Annotated in this window: 12 protein-coding genes, 5 tRNA genes and 1 pseudogene; 1 reads left to right on the top strand and 17 read right to left on the bottom strand. The window is 61.1% G+C overall.

Annotation, left to right across the window (positions count from 1 at the left end; all coding sequences use genetic code 11):
* Positions 1-4 precede the first annotated feature (4 nt).
* The 17 genes and pseudogenes from rpsG to V8V93_RS08955 form a co-directional block, all read right to left on the bottom strand.
* Positions 5-475 (bottom strand): 30S ribosomal protein S7, encoded by a 471-nt coding sequence (gene rpsG, locus V8V93_RS09035; protein WP_071546607.1) that lies wholly within the window; start codon positions 473-475, stop codon positions 5-7.
* A gap of 98 nt (positions 476-573) precedes the next feature.
* Entirely contained in the window at positions 574-945 is a 372-nt protein-coding gene (gene rpsL / locus V8V93_RS09030) for a 30S ribosomal protein S12 (RefSeq protein ID WP_014324023.1), read from the bottom strand.
* Positions 946-1,161: 216 nt separating this feature from the next.
* Entirely contained in the window at positions 1,162-5,316 is a 4,155-nt protein-coding gene (gene rpoC, locus V8V93_RS09025; RefSeq protein WP_338670020.1) for a DNA-directed RNA polymerase subunit beta', read from the bottom strand.
* 83 nt (positions 5,317-5,399) lie between these two features.
* Positions 5,400-9,530 carry a DNA-directed RNA polymerase subunit beta gene (gene rpoB, locus V8V93_RS09020; RefSeq protein ID WP_338670019.1) on the bottom strand — a complete coding sequence of 1,377 codons (4,131 nt, stop codon included), beginning with the start codon at positions 9,528-9,530 and terminating at the stop codon, positions 5,400-5,402.
* 286 nt (positions 9,531-9,816) lie between these two features.
* The gene (rplL, locus tag V8V93_RS09015; RefSeq protein ID WP_338670018.1) at positions 9,817-10,203 is read right to left on the bottom strand and encodes a 50S ribosomal protein L7/L12; all 387 of its coding nucleotides are present in this window, start codon (positions 10,201-10,203) and stop codon (positions 9,817-9,819) included.
* A 40-nt stretch (positions 10,204-10,243) separates the two neighbouring features.
* A complete protein-coding gene (gene rplJ / locus V8V93_RS09010; protein WP_071546598.1) occupies positions 10,244-10,765 on the bottom strand; it encodes a 50S ribosomal protein L10 in 522 nt (173 codons plus the stop codon).
* Positions 10,766-10,920: 155 nt separating this feature from the next.
* Positions 10,921-11,628: a 50S ribosomal protein L1 gene (rplA, locus tag V8V93_RS09005; RefSeq protein ID WP_338670017.1), complete on the bottom strand. Its 708-nt coding sequence runs from the start codon at positions 11,626-11,628 to the stop codon at positions 10,921-10,923.
* A 14-nt stretch (positions 11,629-11,642) separates the two neighbouring features.
* Positions 11,643-12,068 carry a 50S ribosomal protein L11 gene (rplK, locus tag V8V93_RS09000; protein ID WP_071546594.1) on the bottom strand — a complete coding sequence of 142 codons (426 nt, stop codon included), beginning with the start codon at positions 12,066-12,068 and terminating at the stop codon, positions 11,643-11,645.
* A 46-nt stretch (positions 12,069-12,114) separates the two neighbouring features.
* A complete protein-coding gene (gene nusG / locus V8V93_RS08995; RefSeq protein ID WP_066807267.1) occupies positions 12,115-12,672 on the bottom strand; it encodes a transcription termination/antitermination protein NusG in 558 nt (185 codons plus the stop codon).
* 33 nt (positions 12,673-12,705) lie between these two features.
* Positions 12,706-12,963 (bottom strand): preprotein translocase subunit SecE, encoded by a 258-nt coding sequence (gene secE / locus V8V93_RS08990; protein ID WP_338670016.1) that lies wholly within the window; start codon positions 12,961-12,963, stop codon positions 12,706-12,708.
* A gap of 84 nt (positions 12,964-13,047) precedes the next feature.
* Positions 13,048-13,124, bottom strand: a tRNA-Trp gene (locus V8V93_RS08985).
* Between the two features lie 13 nt (positions 13,125-13,137).
* Positions 13,138-13,286: pseudogene (gene rpmG, locus V8V93_RS08980) on the bottom strand (50S ribosomal protein L33).
* A 2-nt stretch (positions 13,287-13,288) separates the two neighbouring features.
* Positions 13,289-14,482 (bottom strand): elongation factor Tu, encoded by a 1,194-nt coding sequence (tuf, locus tag V8V93_RS08975; protein WP_338670015.1) that lies wholly within the window; start codon positions 14,480-14,482, stop codon positions 13,289-13,291.
* An 85-nt stretch (positions 14,483-14,567) separates the two neighbouring features.
* Positions 14,568-14,643: transfer RNA gene (locus V8V93_RS08970), tRNA-Thr, on the bottom strand.
* Positions 14,644-14,692: 49 nt separating this feature from the next.
* Positions 14,693-14,769, bottom strand: a tRNA-Gly gene (locus V8V93_RS08965).
* Positions 14,770-14,833: 64 nt separating this feature from the next.
* Positions 14,834-14,919, bottom strand: a tRNA-Tyr gene (locus V8V93_RS08960).
* A 12-nt stretch (positions 14,920-14,931) separates the two neighbouring features.
* Positions 14,932-15,007 (bottom strand) — tRNA-Thr (locus V8V93_RS08955).
* A gap of 286 nt (positions 15,008-15,293) precedes the next feature.
* Between V8V93_RS08955 and V8V93_RS08950 the strand changes: the two genes are divergently transcribed.
* Entirely contained in the window at positions 15,294-16,109 is an 816-nt protein-coding gene (locus V8V93_RS08950) for a substrate-binding periplasmic protein (protein ID WP_338670014.1), read from the top strand.
* The last annotated feature ends 51 nt before the right edge of the window (positions 16,110-16,160 follow it).

The following is a 16,160-nucleotide window of genomic DNA, read 5'->3' as shown; positions in this document are numbered from 1 at the left end:
GTGACTACCAGCGGTAGTGGGCGAAAGCCTTGTTGGCTTCAGCCATCTTGTGGGTGTCTTCGCGCTTCTTCACTGCGCCGCCACGGTTGTTGAAGGCGTCCAGCAACTCGCCGGACAGGCGGGCGACCATGCCCTTCTCGCCGCGGCCGCGGGCGTAGCCGATGGCCCAGCGGATGGCCAGAGCGGTCTGCCGGTCGGGGCGCACTTCCATGGGCACCTGGTACGTCGCGCCGCCGACACGGCGGGACTTGACTTCCAGGGCGGGACGGATGTTGTCCAGGCACTTCTCGAAGGCGCGCAACGGGTCTTCGTTGGTCTTCTCGGCCAGGATTTCGATGGCCTTGTAGAAAATTCTTTCCGCAGTGGACTTCTTGCCGTCCAGCATCAGACGGTTGATGAAGCGGGTGATGAGCTTGCTGCCGTATACGGGATCCGGCAGGATCTGCCGCTTGGCGACAGGACCTTTACGAGGCATTTTTTTCTCCTTGAATTTCGGCCGGGGGGACATTATTTCGGGCAGCCTCCGCCCTACTTTGTCATCCCACCCCGGGCATTGCGAATAAAGCTATAACCTTATTTCGGGCGCTTGGTGCCGTACTTGGAACGGCCGCGGCGACGATCGTCGACACCGGAGGTATCGAGGGTACCGCGAACGATGTGGTAACGGACACCGGGAAGGTCCTTCACACGGCCGCCGCGGATCAGAACCACGGAGTGTTCCTGCAGGTTATGGCCTTCACCACCGATATAGGCGGTGACTTCCATGCCGTTGGTCAGGCGCACACGGGCGACCTTGCGAAGCGCGGAGTTCGGCTTCTTCGGGGTCGTGGTGTACACTCTGGTGCAAACGCCTCGACGCTGAGGGCATTCCATCAGGGCCGGGGTTTTCTTCCGCTTGGGCTGCGCTTCGCGGCCCTTGCGGATGAGCTGGTTAATGGTGGGCATTCATCCTCCAATCATTAGTTAATACGATACCTGTGCGCAATTCATGCGCAAAGAGGACCGCAAGTACCTCATTCGCCCGAACGTTGTCAAGGCATTTCGCCCTGCGAGCGTGTGTACTTTTGGGTCCCGCCCGGCAAAAAAGTTGGAGAGGCGTGGCCTCTCCAACTTTTTCAATCAGTTATATCAAGCGCTGCCGAGTTATTAATTTCGGCCGCATTACACCGACGGCACATCCACCAGGAGCGGGCTTTCCTCCAACTCCTCGAGGAACTTGTCGGGGCGTTCCGGCTGGTCGGGCACGCTGATCTCGGAGTCCGTGTACTTGCGGAATCCGGTTCCGGCGGGCACCAACCGACCGACGATGACGTTTTCCTTCAGACCGTGCAAATAGTCGGTCTTGCCCTTCAGGGAGGCCTCGGTCAGGACCTTGGTGGTCTCCTGGAACGAGGCGGCCGAGATGAAGGAGTCCGTGGACAGGGAGGCCTGGGTGATGCCCAGGACCAGAGTCTCGGCAACCGCGGGCTTGCCGCCCTCGGCCGAGACCCGGGCATTCTCCTCCATGAACCGCAGCTTGTCCACCTGCTCGCCGATGAGGAAGGTGGTGGAGCCGGGGTTCAGGATCGAGACCTTCTTGAGCATCTGGCGCACGATGATCTCGATGTGCTTATCGTTGATGTTGACGCCCTGGAAGCGGTACACGTCCTGGATCTCTTCGACCAGGTAGCGGGCCAGGTGCTTCTCGCCCTTGATCCGCAGGATGTCGTGCAGCTCCGGGGAGCCTTCGGTCAGCAGGTCGCCGGCCTCGACGAAGTCGGACTCCTGGACCGTGATGTGCTTGCCCTTGGGAATGAGGAATTCCTGGGCGTCGCCGGTCTCGGGAGTGACCACGACCTTGCGCTTGCCCTTGGTCTCGGGACCGAAGGTGACGATGCCGTCGATGGACGAAACCACGCCCAGGTCCTTGGGCTTGCGCACCTCGAAGAGCTCGGCAACGCGCGGCAGACCGCCGACGATGTCCTTGGTCTTGGAGGATTCACGCGGCTTGCGCGCGATGACGTCGCCGGCGCGGACCTTGTCGCCGTCCTTGACCATGAGAATGGCTCCCACGGGCATGGCGAAGTTGGCGTCGATCTCGGTGCCGGGACGGTACACGGCCTTGCCGTCGTCGCCCAGCAGGGTGACGGCCGGACGGTAGTTGGTCGTGCGGTATTCCATGATGGTGAAGGACGCCTTGGAGGCACGGTCCTCCTGGACGGTCTTCCCTTCGATGATATCCTTGAACTTGATGGTACCGGACACGTCGACGATGAACGGCTCCATGTACGGATCCCATTCGGCCAGCGGCGTGCCCTTCTTGACCTCCTGGCCTTCGTCCACCAGCAGACGGGCACCGGACGGGAGCACGTATTTCTCACGCTCGCGGCCCTGCTCGTCCACGATGCCGACCTGGCAGCTCTTGCCGAGCACCATCTTGTCGCCGTCGGAGTTGGCGACGGTGCGCATGCGCGAGGTGATCACGCGGCCGTTGTGCTGGGACTCGATGCTCGAGGACTCGATCTCCTTGGATGCGGTACCGCCGATGTGGAAGGTACGCATGGTCAGCTGGGTGCCGGGCTCGCCGATGGACTGCGCGGCGATGATGCCGACGGTCTCACCCACGTTGACCAGGTGCCCGCGGGCCAGGTCGCGTCCGTAACACATGGCGCAGACGCCCTGCTTGGATTTGCAGGTCAGGCCCGAGCGGATGACGATGGAGTTCACGCCGGAAGCGTCGAGCTTCTTGGCGTACTGGGCATCGATCATGGTGTTGGCGGGGATGACCAGCTCGCCGGTCTCCTCGTCGTAGGTGTCGAACATGGTCACGCGGCCCAGCACTCGCTCGGCCAGCCGCTGCTTGATCTCGCCGCCCTTGATGTAGTGGGTCAGCTCCAGGCCGTCCACGGTGCCGCAGTCCAGCTCGGACACGGTCACATCCTGGACGACGTCGACCAGACGGCGGGTCAGGTAGCCGGAGTTCGCGGTCTTGAGCGCGGTATCGGCCAGGCCCTTCCGGGCGCCGTGGGTGGAGATGAAGTACTGCAGGACGGACAACCCTTCGCGGAAGCTCGCGGTGATCGGGGTCTCGATGATCTCGCCCGAGGGCTTGGCCATCAGGCCGCGCATGCCGGCCAACTGCCGCATCTGGTCCTGGTTGCCTCGAGCGCCGGACGTGGCCATCATGTAGATGGGGTTGAAGCTCGAGTTGACCTCGGTGTTGCCGGTCTTGGGATCGGTCAGCACGTCGGTGGACATCTCCTGCATCATTTCGTTGGAGATGTCGTTGGTCACCTTGGTCCAGACGTCGACGATCTTGTTGTATTTCTCGGTACGGGTGATGATGCCGTCCTGGAACTGGTTCTCGATCTCGTCGACCTCGGCGTTGGCGGTCGCCAGCATCTTGGGCTTGTTGGCCGGAATCTTGAGGTCCTTGACGCCGATGGTCACACCGGCCCGAGTGGCGTACTCGTATCCGAGATCCTTGATGCGGTCGCACAGGATGACCGTGGCCTTGGTGCCCGCCAGACGGTAGGCGCCGGAGACCAGGGCGGCGATGTTCTTCTTGTTCAGCACGCAGTTGACCAGCTCGAACGGGACCTTTTCGGGCAGCAGCTCGGAAACGATGATGCGGCCGGTGGTGGTCTCGATGATCTCGCCGTTCATGCGTACCTTGATGCGGGCATGGATGCCGACCGCGCCGAAGTCGTACGCGGAGATGACCTCCTCGGGGCTCGAGAAGATCATGCCCTCGCCCTTCTCGAAGGAACGCGGCGTGGTCAGGTAGTACAATCCGAGGACGATGTCCTGGGACGGGTTGATGATCGGCGAGCCGTTGGACGGGCTGAGGATGTTGTTGGAGGACATCATCAGCACGCGGCACTCGATCTGCGCCTCCACGGAGAGCGGCACGTGCACGGCCATCTGGTCGCCGTCGAAGTCCGCGTTGTAGGCGGAGCAGACGAGCGGGTGCAGTTGGATGGCCTTGCCTTCGACGAGCAGCGGCTCGAAGGCCTGGATTCCCAGGCGGTGCAGGGTCGGGGCGCGGTTGAGCATGATCGGGTACTCGCGGACCACGTCCTCCAGGATATCCCAGACGACCAGGTCTTCGCGCTCGACCATCTTCTTGGCCGACTTGATGGTCGTGGCGATCTCGCGCTTCTCAAGCTCCGAGTAGATGAACGGCTTGAACAGTTCCAGCGCCATCTTCTTGGGCAGGCCGCACTGGTGCAGCTTCAGCTTCGGGCCGACCACGATGACCGAACGGCCGGAGTAGTCGACGCGCTTGCCGAGCAGGTTCTGGCGGAACCGGCCCTGCTTGCCCTTGATCATGTCGGACAGGGACTTGAGCGGTCGGCCGTTGGTGCCGGTGATGGCCCGGCCGCGGCGGCCGTTGTCGAACAGGGCGTCCACGGCTTCCTGCAACATGCGCTTCTCGTTGCGGATGATGATCTCGGGCGCGCCGAGCTCAAGCAGCCTCTTCAAGCGGTTGTTGCGGTTGATGACGCGGCGGTACAGGTCATTGAGGTCCGAGGTGGCGAAACGGCCGCCGTCCAGGGGGACCAGCGGGCGCAGCTCGGGCGGGATGATGGGAATCACTTCCATGATCATCCACTCGGGCTTGTTGCCGGACTCGAGGAAGGCCTCGACGATCTTCAGCCGCTTGGTGATTTTCTTCTTCTTGGTCTGGGACCGGGTGGTCTGCGATTCCTCGCGCAGCTCGGTGCGCAGGGTCGGCAGATCGAGCGCCTGGAGCATGGTCCGGACGGTCTCCGCGCCCATGCCCACGGTCAGGGCGTCCTCGCCGAAGTGGTCGATGACCTGGAAGTACTGGTCCTCGCTGACGACCTGGTGCTTCTTGAGCGGGGTCTCGCCCGGATCGAGCACGATGAAGGAGTCGAAGTACAGGACCTTCTCCAGGTCGGCCATGGTGATGTCGAGCAGCGTGCCGATCTTGGACGGCAGGGTCTTCAGGAACCAGATGTGCGCCACGGGCGCGGCCAGTTCGATGTGACCCATGCGCTCGCGGCGGACCTTGGAGGCGATGACCTCGACGCCGCACTTCTCGCAGACGATGCCGCGATGCTTCATGCGCTTGTATTTGCCGCAGTTGCACTCGTAGTCCTTCACCGGGCCGAAGATCTTGGCGCAGAACAGGCCGTCCCGCTCCGGTTTGAAGGTCCGGTAGTTGATGGTCTCCGGTTTTTTGACTTCACCGTAGGACCACTCCCGGATGGTTTCGGGCGCAGCTATGGATATCTGGATAGCCTTCAGGTTACGGCCTTGTGCAGCCGCGTTCGGCGCTCCACGTAAGGTGAACAGATCGTCCAACGTCATGGATATCCCCTATTCTAAATGTTATCTCATGCCCGGCCGGCCGCATGCGGCCGGCCGGGCCAATTACCTTGTATCGTCCGGACCTAGTCCACCAGCGGCTTGGGGCCCGCCGGGATGGCCGCAGGCTGCGGCCTCTCGGGACGCTTGCGGTCCTCGTAGTGCAGGGTCACGTCCAGACCCAGCGACATGAGTTCCTTGACCAGGACGTTGAAGGATTCCGGCAGACCGGCTTCCAGGAAGTTGTCGCCCTTGACGATCTTCTCGTACATCTTCACGCGGCCCTGGACGTCGTCGGACTTGACGGTCAGGAACTCCTGCAGAAGATAGGCGGCGCCGTAGGCCTCAAGCGCCCAGACTTCCATCTCGCCCAGCCGCTGGCCGCCGAACTGGGCCTTACCGCCCAGAGGCTGCTGCGTGACCAGGGAGTACGGGCCGGTGGACCGGGCATGGATCTTCTCGTCGACCAGGTGGTGCAACTTGAGATAGTACATGATGCCCACGGTGACCCGGTTGTGGAACGGTTCGCCGGTGCGGCCGTCGTAGAGCACGAACTTGCCGTCCGAGGCGAGACCGGCCTTTTCCAGCCAGCCCCAGATGCCCTCTTCCGCGGCGCCGTCGAAGACCGGAGTCTTGGCAACGATGCCGTTCTTGAGCTTCTTGACCGCGTCCACGAACTCCTCGTCGGACATGGAGTCGATGAGCTCGTTCATGTCGCCGGTATCGAGGATGGACTTGACCTCCTCGCGGATGGCCTTGAGGGACTTGTCGCTCTCCTCGAGCATCTGCTGGACCTGCTGGCCGAGCTTGCGTCCGGCCATGCCCAGGTGCGTTTCCATGATCTGCCCGATATTCATACGGGAGGGAACGCCCAGAGGGTTCAGGACGATGTCCATGGAGGTGCCGTCCTCGAAGAACGGCATGTCCTCTTCGGGCAGGATGCAGGACACGACACCCTTGTTGCCGTGACGGCCGGCCATCTTGTCGCCCACGGAGAGCTTGCGCTTCACCGCGACGTAGACCTTGACCATCTTGATCACGCCCGGAGGCAGGTCGTCGCCCTCGGTCACCTTCTCGCGTTTGACGTCATATATGTTCTTGATGAAGGCAACCTGCTGCTCATAGTCGGCCGCAATCAGCTTGAGCTGGTCGTTGGCCTCGCGGTCGAACAGGCCGATGAGCTTCTTGACCGGAACGGCGTCCACCGCCTCGCGGTCGATGACTTCACCGGACTTGCACAGGGTGGCCTTCTTGGGGCCGACCAGGTCCTTCTTCAGCTTGGCGCCTTCGAGCACGGTCCAGATCTTCTCGCGGATCGCATCGGTCAGGGCGGCGATGTGCTTCTGCTCCTTGACGTCGAAGGCGGCCAGTTCGGCGTCCTCGATGGCCTTGGTGCGGTCGTCCTTCTCGCCGGAGCGGCGGTTGAAGACCTTCACGTCGACGATGGTGCCGGAGATTCCCGGCGGTACCTTCAACGAGGTGTTCTTCACGTCGCGGGCCTTGTCGCCGAAGATGGCGCGCAGCAGCTTCTCTTCCGGGGTCAACTGGGTCTCGCCCTTGGGGGTGATCTTGCCGACCATGATGTCGTCAGGCTTGATCCGGGCACCGATGCGGATGATGCCGCACTCGTCCAGGTTCCGAAGCATTTCCTCGGAGACGTTGGAGATGTCCCGGGTCACTTCCTCGGGTCCGAGCTTGGTGTCGCGGGCGACGAGTTCGAACTCCTCGATGTGGATCGAGGTGTACACGTCTTCCTTGACCATGCGCTCGGAGATGAGCACGGAGTCCTCGTAGTTGAAACCGCACCAGGGCATGAAGGCCACCAGCAGGTTCTTGCCCAGGGCAAGTTCGCCGTGGTCGATGCCCGGGCCGTCGGCCAGGACGTCGCCCTTCTTGACCCGCTGCCCGACCTGGACGCGGGGCGTCTGGCCGAAGCAGGAGTTCTGGTTGGACTTGTGCCACTTCTGCAGCTCGTAGTGCTTGGACCCGCCGGAGTCGGGGAACAGCCCGTTGTCGTAGTTGATGATGATGCGCTCGGCGTCCACGTAGTGGATCACGCCATCCTCCTTGGCCAGCACGCAGGCCCCGGAGTCGCGGGCGACCGGGCCTTCCATGTCGGTGCCGACGAGCGGCTCCTCGGCCTGGAGAAGCGGCACGGCCTGGCGCATCATGTTGGAGCCCATCAGCGCGCGGTTGGCGTCGTCGTGCTCCAGAAACGGAATCAGCGCGGCCGAGATGGAGACCGTCTGGCTTGGGCTGATGTCCATGCAGGTGACGTCCTCGGCAGCGGTCAGCTGGACGTCGCCCGCCAGTCGCGCGTTGACGCGCGGATTGGTGAAGACGCCGTTCTCGTCCAGGGGAGCGTTGGCCTGGGCCACCACTTCCTTGGCCTCCTTGGAGGCGTCCATGTAGGTGATCTCGTCGGTAATCTTCTTGTCCACCACCTTGCGGTACGGGGTCTCGATGAACCCGTAGTCGTTGACCTTGGCGTAGGTGGTCAGGGAGACGATCAGGCCGATGTTCGGACCTTCCGGGGTCTCGATGGGGCAGATGCGGCCGTAGTGCGAGGTGTGCACGTCGCGCACCTCGAAGCCCGCACGTTCACGGGTCAGGCCGCCGGGTCCCAGGGCCGACAGGCGGCGCTTGTGGGTGACCTCGGAGAGCGGGTTGGTCTGGTCCATGAACTGGCTGAGCTGGGAGGTTCCGAAGAACTCCTTGAGCACCGCGGCAACCGGCTTGGGGTTGATCAGGTCATGGGGCATCAGGGTGGCCACTTCCTGCAGGGACATGCGCTCCTTGATGGCGCGCTCCATGCGGACCAGGCCGATGCGGTACTGGTTCTCGACCAACTCGCCCACGGGGCGCACGCGGCGGTTGCCCAGGTGGTCGATATCGTCCGCCGGGCCGTGGGAGTCCTTGAGGCGCATGAGTTCCTTGACCGCGAGGAGGATGTCCTCGTTGGTCAGGGTGCGGATGGACAGGTCCACGTCCTGGTTCAGACGGGAGTTGAGCTTGTAGCGGCCCACGCTGGACAGGTCGTAGTAGTCGGAGGAGCGGAACAGGTTCTCAAAGAAGCTGGCCGCGATCTCGGGCGTGGGCGGGGAACTGGGGCGCAGCCTGCGGTAGATCTCGATCTGCGCGGACTCCATGTCCGTGGTCTTGTCGAGCAGCAGGGTGTCGCGCAGGGAGGACGAAACCTCCATGCCGCGGGTGTGCAGCACGTCCAGGTCCTTGATCTTGGCGTCGCGGAGCTTGTCCAGCAGATCCGGGGTCAGTTCCTCGGCGGCCTCGGCGATGACCTCGCCGTTCTTGTCGACCATGTCGCGCGCCAGGAACTGGCCGACCAGGGAGTCGGGGTCGACCTCGATGGCCTTGACCTCGGCGCGGATGAGCTTCTTCCAGGCGCCTTTGGTGATGTCCGTACCCTTCTTGAGGATGGACTTGCCGTCCACCTCGACGTCGGCAAAGGCGGGCTCCTTGCGGAACTGCTCCGCCACCACCGTGCGCGTGACCTTGGTCTTGAGCAGGGTGTAGGACTCGATGTCGTAGAAGTAGTCGAGAATGTCGGCACGCGACAGCCCCATGGCCTTCAGCAGAATGGTCACGGGCATCTTGCGGCGGCGGTCGATGCGGACGTACAGGATGTCCTTGTGGTCGAAGTCAAAATCCAGCCAGGACCCGCGCATGGGGATGATGCGGCTCGAATAGAGGACCTTGCGGCTGGAGTGGGACTTGCCCGAGTCATGCTCGAAGATGATGCCCGGGGAGCGCTGCAACTGGTTCACGATGACGCGCTCGGTGCCGTTGATGACGTAGGTGCCCTTCTCGGTCATCAGCGGGAGCGTCCCGAAGTATATGTCCTGTTCCTTGATGTCGCGAATCGTGCGGTTGTCGGTCTCTTCATCCACGTCAAAAACTACGAGACGGACGGTGATACGGATGGGCGTCTCAAAGGTCAGGCCCTTGGAGATGCACTCATCGACGTCGTATTTTGGTTCGCCGATTTCATAGGACACGAAATCAAGGCTAGCGGTCTTGTTGAAATCTTCAATGGGAAAAACGGACCTGAACACGCCCTCGAGCCCGAAGTCGCCCCGGCTGGCCGGCGGGGTATCCGCCTGGAGGAAACGATTGTACGAATCCACCTGAAGCTCCAGCAGGTGCGGGATGGGGAGCGTGTTGACGATTTTGCCGAATTTTTTTCTCAGTTGACCCATTGTACCCTCATGCATGAGCGGTTGATGGTTGGGGCGCGGGGCAATGAGCCCTTGCCCTCTGTCTGGCGCATCGGCCGGCTAGAGCGACCGGTGCGAAAAATGGGTAGATAAGCTGTAGCCGGAACCAAAAACCCGGCACACCGACGAGGAGCAGATTTGCATCATACAGCGCTGAACCCAATAGCGAAAGGCGATTAAACCATTATATATACATACAGAGCAAAGAGCGCAACGCCCTTTTTGAGAGGGCGAGCGCTCTTTGCTTTGTCAGCTTAAGAGGTTGAAGTTACTTAACTTCAACTTCGGCGCCGGCTTCCTGCAGCTGCTTGGCAGCCTCGTCAGCCTCGTCCTTGGACACGCCTTCCTTCAGGGCCTTGGGCGCTTCGTCGACCAGAGCCTTGGCTTCCTTCAGGCCCAGGCCGGTGATGGCGCGGACGGCCTTGATGACGGCGATCTTGTTGCCGCCGGCACCGTTCAGGATGACGTCGAACTCGGTCTTCTCTTCCTCGGCGGCGGCGTCGCCACCGGCGGCGGGAGCAGCCATAACGGCAGCGGCGGGGGCGGCAGCCTCGACACCGAAGACGTCTTCGAGCTCTTTGATGAATTCGGACAGTTCCAGGACGGTCATGTTGCCGATGAACTCGACAACCTGTTCTTTAGTGATATCAGCCATGATAAATCTCCTTGAAATTGATTCGCTTTGAACCTGTTGTTTACGCGGCTTCCTTCTGTTCCTTGATGGCGGTCAAGGCATACAGGAACTTGCGCTCGATGTTGGCGAACAGACAGACGAAATTGCGAGGTACGGCCTGCATCGTGCCGAGAAGGGAACTCAAGAGCTCAGGCTTGCTGGGCATCTTGGAGAGTTCCTTCACTGCGTCGCTGTCAAGAAACTGGCCTTCCAGAGTACCGAAACGCATGGCGAACTTCTTGTTCGTCTTGGCGTAATCGGCCAACGCCTTAGCAAGGGCGACGGGATCGTCGTAACCCAGCGCAATGGCGCAGTTCTCTTTCAGATGTTCGCTCAACACACCGTGATCGGTGTCATTGAGAGCCAACCGGGCCAGGGTATTCTTGACGACTTGGTAATCGACGCCGATTTCGAAGCACTTGGCGCGCAACTGGGTCATTTCCTCAACGGACATGCCCTTGAAATCGGTGACGACGGCGATACTGGCGCGCGAAGCTTTTTCGTGCAGCTGCTCGATGATCTGGGCTTTTTCTTGCCTGTTCATCTACCACTCCTCGTCGTTCGGCCCGGAAAGCAGGTCAAAGCTTTGTCTGAGCAGGATGTTTAAGGGGACACAACCCCGCCTGCCGTCTCTGACTCAACCTTCCGTGCGATTATCTACAGGACCCCCGAAGGGGTCCGGCATTCAATTGATTAAAACTAGACTTCCAGGAACTTCCGGACGGTCAGGGGGTCGATCTTGACGCCCGGGCCCATGGTCGAGGAAACGGCCAACGCCTTCATGTAGGTGCCCTTGGCGGACGAAGGCTTCATGCGCATGACGGTGTCCAGCAGGGCCTTCAGGTTCTCCAGGAGCTTGTCCGGACCGAAGGAGACCTTGCCGATCGGCGCGTGCAACACGCCGGCCTTGTCGACCTTGAACTCGACCTTACCGGCCTTGAGCTCGCTGACGGCCTTGGCCACGTCCATGGTCACGGTGCCGGTCTTGGCGTTGGGCATCAGGCCGCGGGGGCCGAGCACGCGGCCGATCTTGCCGACCACGGCCATCATGTCCGGGGTGGCCACGGCCTTGTCGAAGTCGAGCCAGCCGGACTGGATCTTCTCGACCAGTTCGTCGGAGCCGTAGTAATCGGCACCGGCTTCCTTGGCCTCGTTCTCCTTTTCCCCTTTACAGAAGACGGCGACGCGAACGTCCTTGCCCAGCCCGTTGGGCAGGGAGACGGCGCCACGGATCATCTGATCGGAGTACTTGGGATCGACGCCGAGGTTGATGGCCACGTCGACGGTCTCGTCGAATTTGGCGAAGGCGGCGGCAACGGCGGCCTTCACGCCCTCTTCGACATCAACACGCACGGCAGTGTCGCGATCACCCACGGCGTTGCGGAATTTTTTTCCATGCTTAGGCATATTTCTTTACCTCACTAGGCCTTGACGTCGAGGCCCATGCTGCGGGCAGTGCCCTCGATCTGACGCATGGCGTTTTCGATGTCATTGGCGTTCAAGTCAGCCATCTTCAACTCGGCGATCTCTTTGATCTGGGCCTTGGTGACCTTGCCGACCTTAGTCTTGTTCGGTTCACCGGAGCCCTTCTCGAGCTTGGCGGCCTTGAGCAGGAGCACCGCCGCCGGAGGGGTCTTGGTGATGAAGTCGAAGGAGCGGTCCGCATACACGGTGATGACCACCGGAATGATCAGGCCCTTCTGGTCCTGCGTCTTGGCGTTGAACGCCTTGCAGAATTCCATGATGTTCACGCCGTGCTGACCCAGGGCCGGACCGACCGGCGGGGAAGGGTTGGCGGAGCCTGCGGGGATCTGCAGTTTAATCTTTCCTAATTCTTTCTTAGCCATTATTGTATTCCTCGATGAGAAATTTCGCTGTTAGCGACAATCCGGGCTATCCTTTGTCCACCTGGACAAAATCAAGCTCCACAGGAGTCTGACGCCCGAAGATAGAGACGGATACTTTGAGCTTGCCCTTGTCGTAATTGACCTCTTCCACAACACCGTTGAAGCCGGAAAACGGGCCGTCGATGACCCGAACCTCGTCGCCGCGCTCAAAGTTGAACTTGGGACGGGGCTTTTCCTGGCGGCTTTCCATCATGTTGAGGATGTTCTCCGCCTCGCTGTCGCGCATGGGCGTCGGGCGGTTCTTGCCGCCGACGAATCCTGTCACGCGCGGGATGGACTGGATAAGATGCCAGGAATCGTCGGTCAGGATCATTTTGATCATGATGTAACCCGGATAGAACTTGCGGGTGGAAGTCTTGCGCTCACCTTTGACCATCTCGACGATCTTTTCGGTGGGCATGACGACTTCCTCGATGAGGCCCTTGTCCTGTCCGGTGCGCATCATTTCACGCACGGTCTGTTCCACCCGCTGCTCGAATCCCGAGTAGGTGTGGACGATGTACCAGCGTGCACGAGGCGCTGCGTTTTCCATTGTGGCATCCATGTTGTGTTCCAGCCTTTGCAAGTAGCTTTGGTCCTAGGAGAGGATGGCCTCGACGATCTTCGAGAGCGCCAAGTCGACCACGCCCAGGTAGAGAGCGATGACCACGGAAACGACCAGCACGGCTACGCACGTGGTGACGGTCTCCTTGCGGGTCGGCCAGACCACTTTCTTGATCTCGACCTTGGACTCCTCAAAGAACTCGACGAATTCCTTGATCTTGCCCTTCAGACCGGCTGCCGGGGACTGTGCGGCCTGCTTTTCAGCGGCCTTCTTGCCTTTCTTTTTGGCCATATCTCTTTATCCCAAATTATTGAGCGGGTGGCGGGGCCTTGCCGTTTTACGGACAAGGCCCCGCGTCGCTTTCAAAGACTTAGTTGGCAGGGGTAGAGGGATTCGAACCCCCAACATCCGGTTTTGGAGACCGGCGTTCTAGCCGTTGGAACTATACCCCTGCTCTATCGAAGACTACTTGGACTCTTTATGGACCGTGTGCTTCTTGTCCAGGGACAATACTTGCTCACTTCCAGGCGTCCGGTAGTATTCTTCTTGTTCTTCTGCGTAGCGTAGTTCTTACGCTTGCACTCGGTGCACTGCAGCTGAATGTTGACTCGCATGATTACTCCACGATCTCGGTGACGACACCGGCGCCGACGGTGCGGCCGCCCTCGCGGATGGCGAAGCGGAGGCCGACTTCCATGGCGATCGGGTGGATCATCTCGACATTGAAGGTTGCGTTATCGCCGGGCATGACCATCTCGACGCCCTCGGCCAGAGTGACGACACCGGTGATGTCGGTCGTCCGGAAGTAGAACTGCGGACGGTAGCCGGTGAAGAACGGAGTGTGGCGGCCGCCTTCATCCTTGGACAGGACGTAGACCTCGGCCTTGAACTTGGTGTGCGGGGTGATGGAACCGGGCTTGGCAGCAACCTGGCCACGTTCCACTTCCTCACGCTTCACGCCGCGGATCAGCAGACCGACGTTGTCGCCGGCCTGGCCCTGGTCGAGCAGCTTGCGGAACATCTCGACGCCGGTGCAGGTGGTCTTGATGGTGGGCTTGATGCCGACGATCTCGACTTCGTCACCGACCTTGATGATGCCGCGCTCCACACGACCGGTGATAACGGTACCACGACCGGAGATGGAGAAGACGTCCTCGACGGGCATCAGGAACGGCATGTCGATGTCGCGCTCGGGCTCGGGGATGTAGGAGTCGCAGGCGTCCAGCAGGTCGAAGATGGGCTTGGCGGCCGGATCGTCGACGGAGTCGCACTCCAGGGCCTTCAGGGCGGAACCCTGGATGACCGGAATGTCGTCGCCGGGGAACTCGTACTTGGACAGCAGCTCGCGGATCTCGAGCTCGACCAGCTCCAGCAGCTCCTCGTCGTCGACCATGTCGCACTTGTTCATGAAGACGACCATGGCGGGCACGCCGACCTGACGGGCGAGCAGGATGTGCTCACGGGTCTGGGGCATGGGACCGTCGGTGGCGGCGCAGACCAGGATAGCGCCGTCCATCTGGGCGGCACCGGTGATCATGTTCTTGATGTAGTCGGCGTGACCGGGGCAGTCCACGTGAGCGTAGTGACGCTTCTCGGTCTCGTACTCGACGTGGGCGGTGGCGATGGTGATGCCGCGCTCCTTCTCTTCGGGAGCCTTGTCGATCTCGTCGAAGGCGACGAACTCGCCGTGACCGGCCATGGCGGCCAGCTTGGTGATGGCGGCGGTCAGAGTGGTCTTACCATGGTCGATGTGACCGATGGTGCCGATGTTAACGTGAGGCTTGCTACGTTCAAATTTAGCTTTACCCATTTCAGTAACCCCCTGGATCAATAAAGTTGTGTAGGTTTCTATTTCTAAATACTTGTTGACAAGCAATTCAAACAATAAAACGCCGTGGAGCTCACGACCGGATTTGAACCGGTGACCTCATCCTTACCAAGGATGTGCTCTACCGACTGAGCTACGTGAGCACAGCCATACACTGTATAAAAGGATGATGGAAGGAGAGAGATGGCTAAATGGAGCGGGAAACGGGACTCGAACCCGCAACCCTCAGCTTGGAAGGCTGATGCTCTAGCCAATTGAGCTATTCCCGCTCACTCTCTGTAGTCCATCGACGGACTCCGTGGACCGCCTCCTACAGCGTGACTCGAAAAATTATGGTGGTGGGGGGAGGATTTGAACCTCCGAAGGCGTATGCCGACAGATTTACAGTCTGTTCCCTTTGGCCACTCGGGAACCCCACCATTTGTGTCTTATGGAGCTGGCGATGGGACTTGAACCCGCAACCTGCTGATTACAAATCAGCTGCTCTACCAATTGAGCTACGCCAGCTCACGGGAACGAAGTCTATATACGCCGCGATGTCAAAAATCAAGAGTTTTCAACGGCCTTTTTTCCCGAAGCCGGGAAGCGCCGCCTTGCGCTCGAAGACGGGCCGGTGTAATGATAAAAGCGTTCCTTTGTCAACCCTGCGCCGGATTTTTTTTCAAATTCTTTCCCCGAAGGGAGACCGCGCTCCCCCTCCGGCGGAGCGCCGACCGGGGCCCGCGATCGCTTAATAATAGCCCCCGCCTCAATTATGGTCTATCATTATAAAATGGGAACCCTTTCCAAGCGCATGAGACCGCTCCGCCGCCCCCTGCCCGCACGCATCCCGGCCGTGCTTCCGTCGCCCATTCTTCTCCCGGCCGTGCTCCTGATCGTCCTCGCCTGGGCCGTGCCGTGCCCCGCCCAGGACGACGGCATGGTCATCCTTACCCACGACCTTACCGGACAGGCCGAGACCGATCCGGGCACAGGCGAGCTGCGCGGCATCGAGCACGCGGGCAAACGGGCCTTCAACCTGGAAGCGGTCCGAGCGATCATGACGGCCATCGGACTGAAGGCCCCCATCCGCGAGGTCTCCTTCGCCCAGGGCATGGCCGCCCTCACCTCCGGAATCGACACGGCCTTCTTCAACGTCTACCGGACCCCGCAGCGCGAGGCGCGTTTCAAATGGGTGGGGCCGCTCCAGCGCGAGGTGGACTTCCTTTACGGCCTGAAGGGAAACGCCATCGGTGGACTGGAAGAAGCCAAGGCGGTCCCGGCCATCTGCGCCGTGTACGGCAGCCAGCACCACAACGTCCTGCTGGAACGCGGCTTCACCAACGTGGCCGCCGCCCCCACCTACCGGGAGTGCTTTTCCCGGCTCAAGTCCGGCGCCGCCACCCTGGCCGTATCCTCGGACGAGACCCTGCTCCAGAAACTGCACGCCGTGGGCATCCCGGCCGCCGACGTGCACCGCGTGCCCGAGCCCCTGGTCCAGTCCGCGGGCTACATCGCCTTCTCGCCCCAGGTGGACGACGCGGTCATCCGCCGCTGGCAGGCCGCGCTGAACGGGCTGATCTCCTCGGGCCGGTTCCAGACGCTCTACGACCGCTACTACGAACGCTGATCCGACCCCATTTTCCTTTGACTCGCGCCGACCGAGCCCGTATGTGCATCC

Source organism: Pseudodesulfovibrio sp. 5S69 (genome assembly GCF_037094465.1).
GTDB lineage: Bacteria > Desulfobacterota > Desulfovibrionia > Desulfovibrionales > Desulfovibrionaceae > Pseudodesulfovibrio > Pseudodesulfovibrio methanolicus.
This window is presented reverse-complemented; position numbering and strand designations above follow the sequence as displayed.

Bases quoted from the DNA above. Each gene is read 5' to 3' on its own strand.
- rplJ (WP_071546598.1), bottom strand. From the start codon at position 10,765: ATGAACAGGCAAGAAAAAGCCCAGATCATCGAGCAGCTGCACGAAAAA.
- rpoC (WP_338670020.1), bottom strand. From the start codon at position 5,316: ATGACGTTGGACGATCTGTTCACCTTACGTGGAGCGCCGAACGCGGCT.
- secE (WP_338670016.1), bottom strand. From the start codon at position 12,963: ATGGCCAAAAAGAAAGGCAAGAAGGCCGCTGAAAAGCAGGCCGCACAG.
- rpsG (WP_071546607.1), bottom strand. From the start codon at position 475: ATGCCTCGTAAAGGTCCTGTCGCCAAGCGGCAGATCCTGCCGGATCCC.
- nusG (WP_066807267.1), bottom strand. From the start codon at position 12,672: ATGGATGCCACAATGGAAAACGCAGCGCCTCGTGCACGCTGGTACATC.
- rplA (WP_338670017.1), bottom strand. From the start codon at position 11,628: ATGCCTAAGCATGGAAAAAAATTCCGCAACGCCGTGGGTGATCGCGAC.
- rplK (WP_071546594.1), bottom strand. From the start codon at position 12,068: ATGGCTAAGAAAGAATTAGGAAAGATTAAACTGCAGATCCCCGCAGGC.
- V8V93_RS08950 (WP_338670014.1), top strand. From the start codon at position 15,294: ATGAGACCGCTCCGCCGCCCCCTGCCCGCACGCATCCCGGCCGTGCTT.
- rpoB (WP_338670019.1), bottom strand. From the start codon at position 9,530: ATGGGTCAACTGAGAAAAAAATTCGGCAAAATCGTCAACACGCTCCCC.
- tuf (WP_338670015.1), bottom strand. From the start codon at position 14,482: ATGGGTAAAGCTAAATTTGAACGTAGCAAGCCTCACGTTAACATCGGC.
- rplL (WP_338670018.1), bottom strand. From the start codon at position 10,203: ATGGCTGATATCACTAAAGAACAGGTTGTCGAGTTCATCGGCAACATG.
- rpsL (WP_014324023.1), bottom strand. From the start codon at position 945: ATGCCCACCATTAACCAGCTCATCCGCAAGGGCCGCGAAGCGCAGCCC.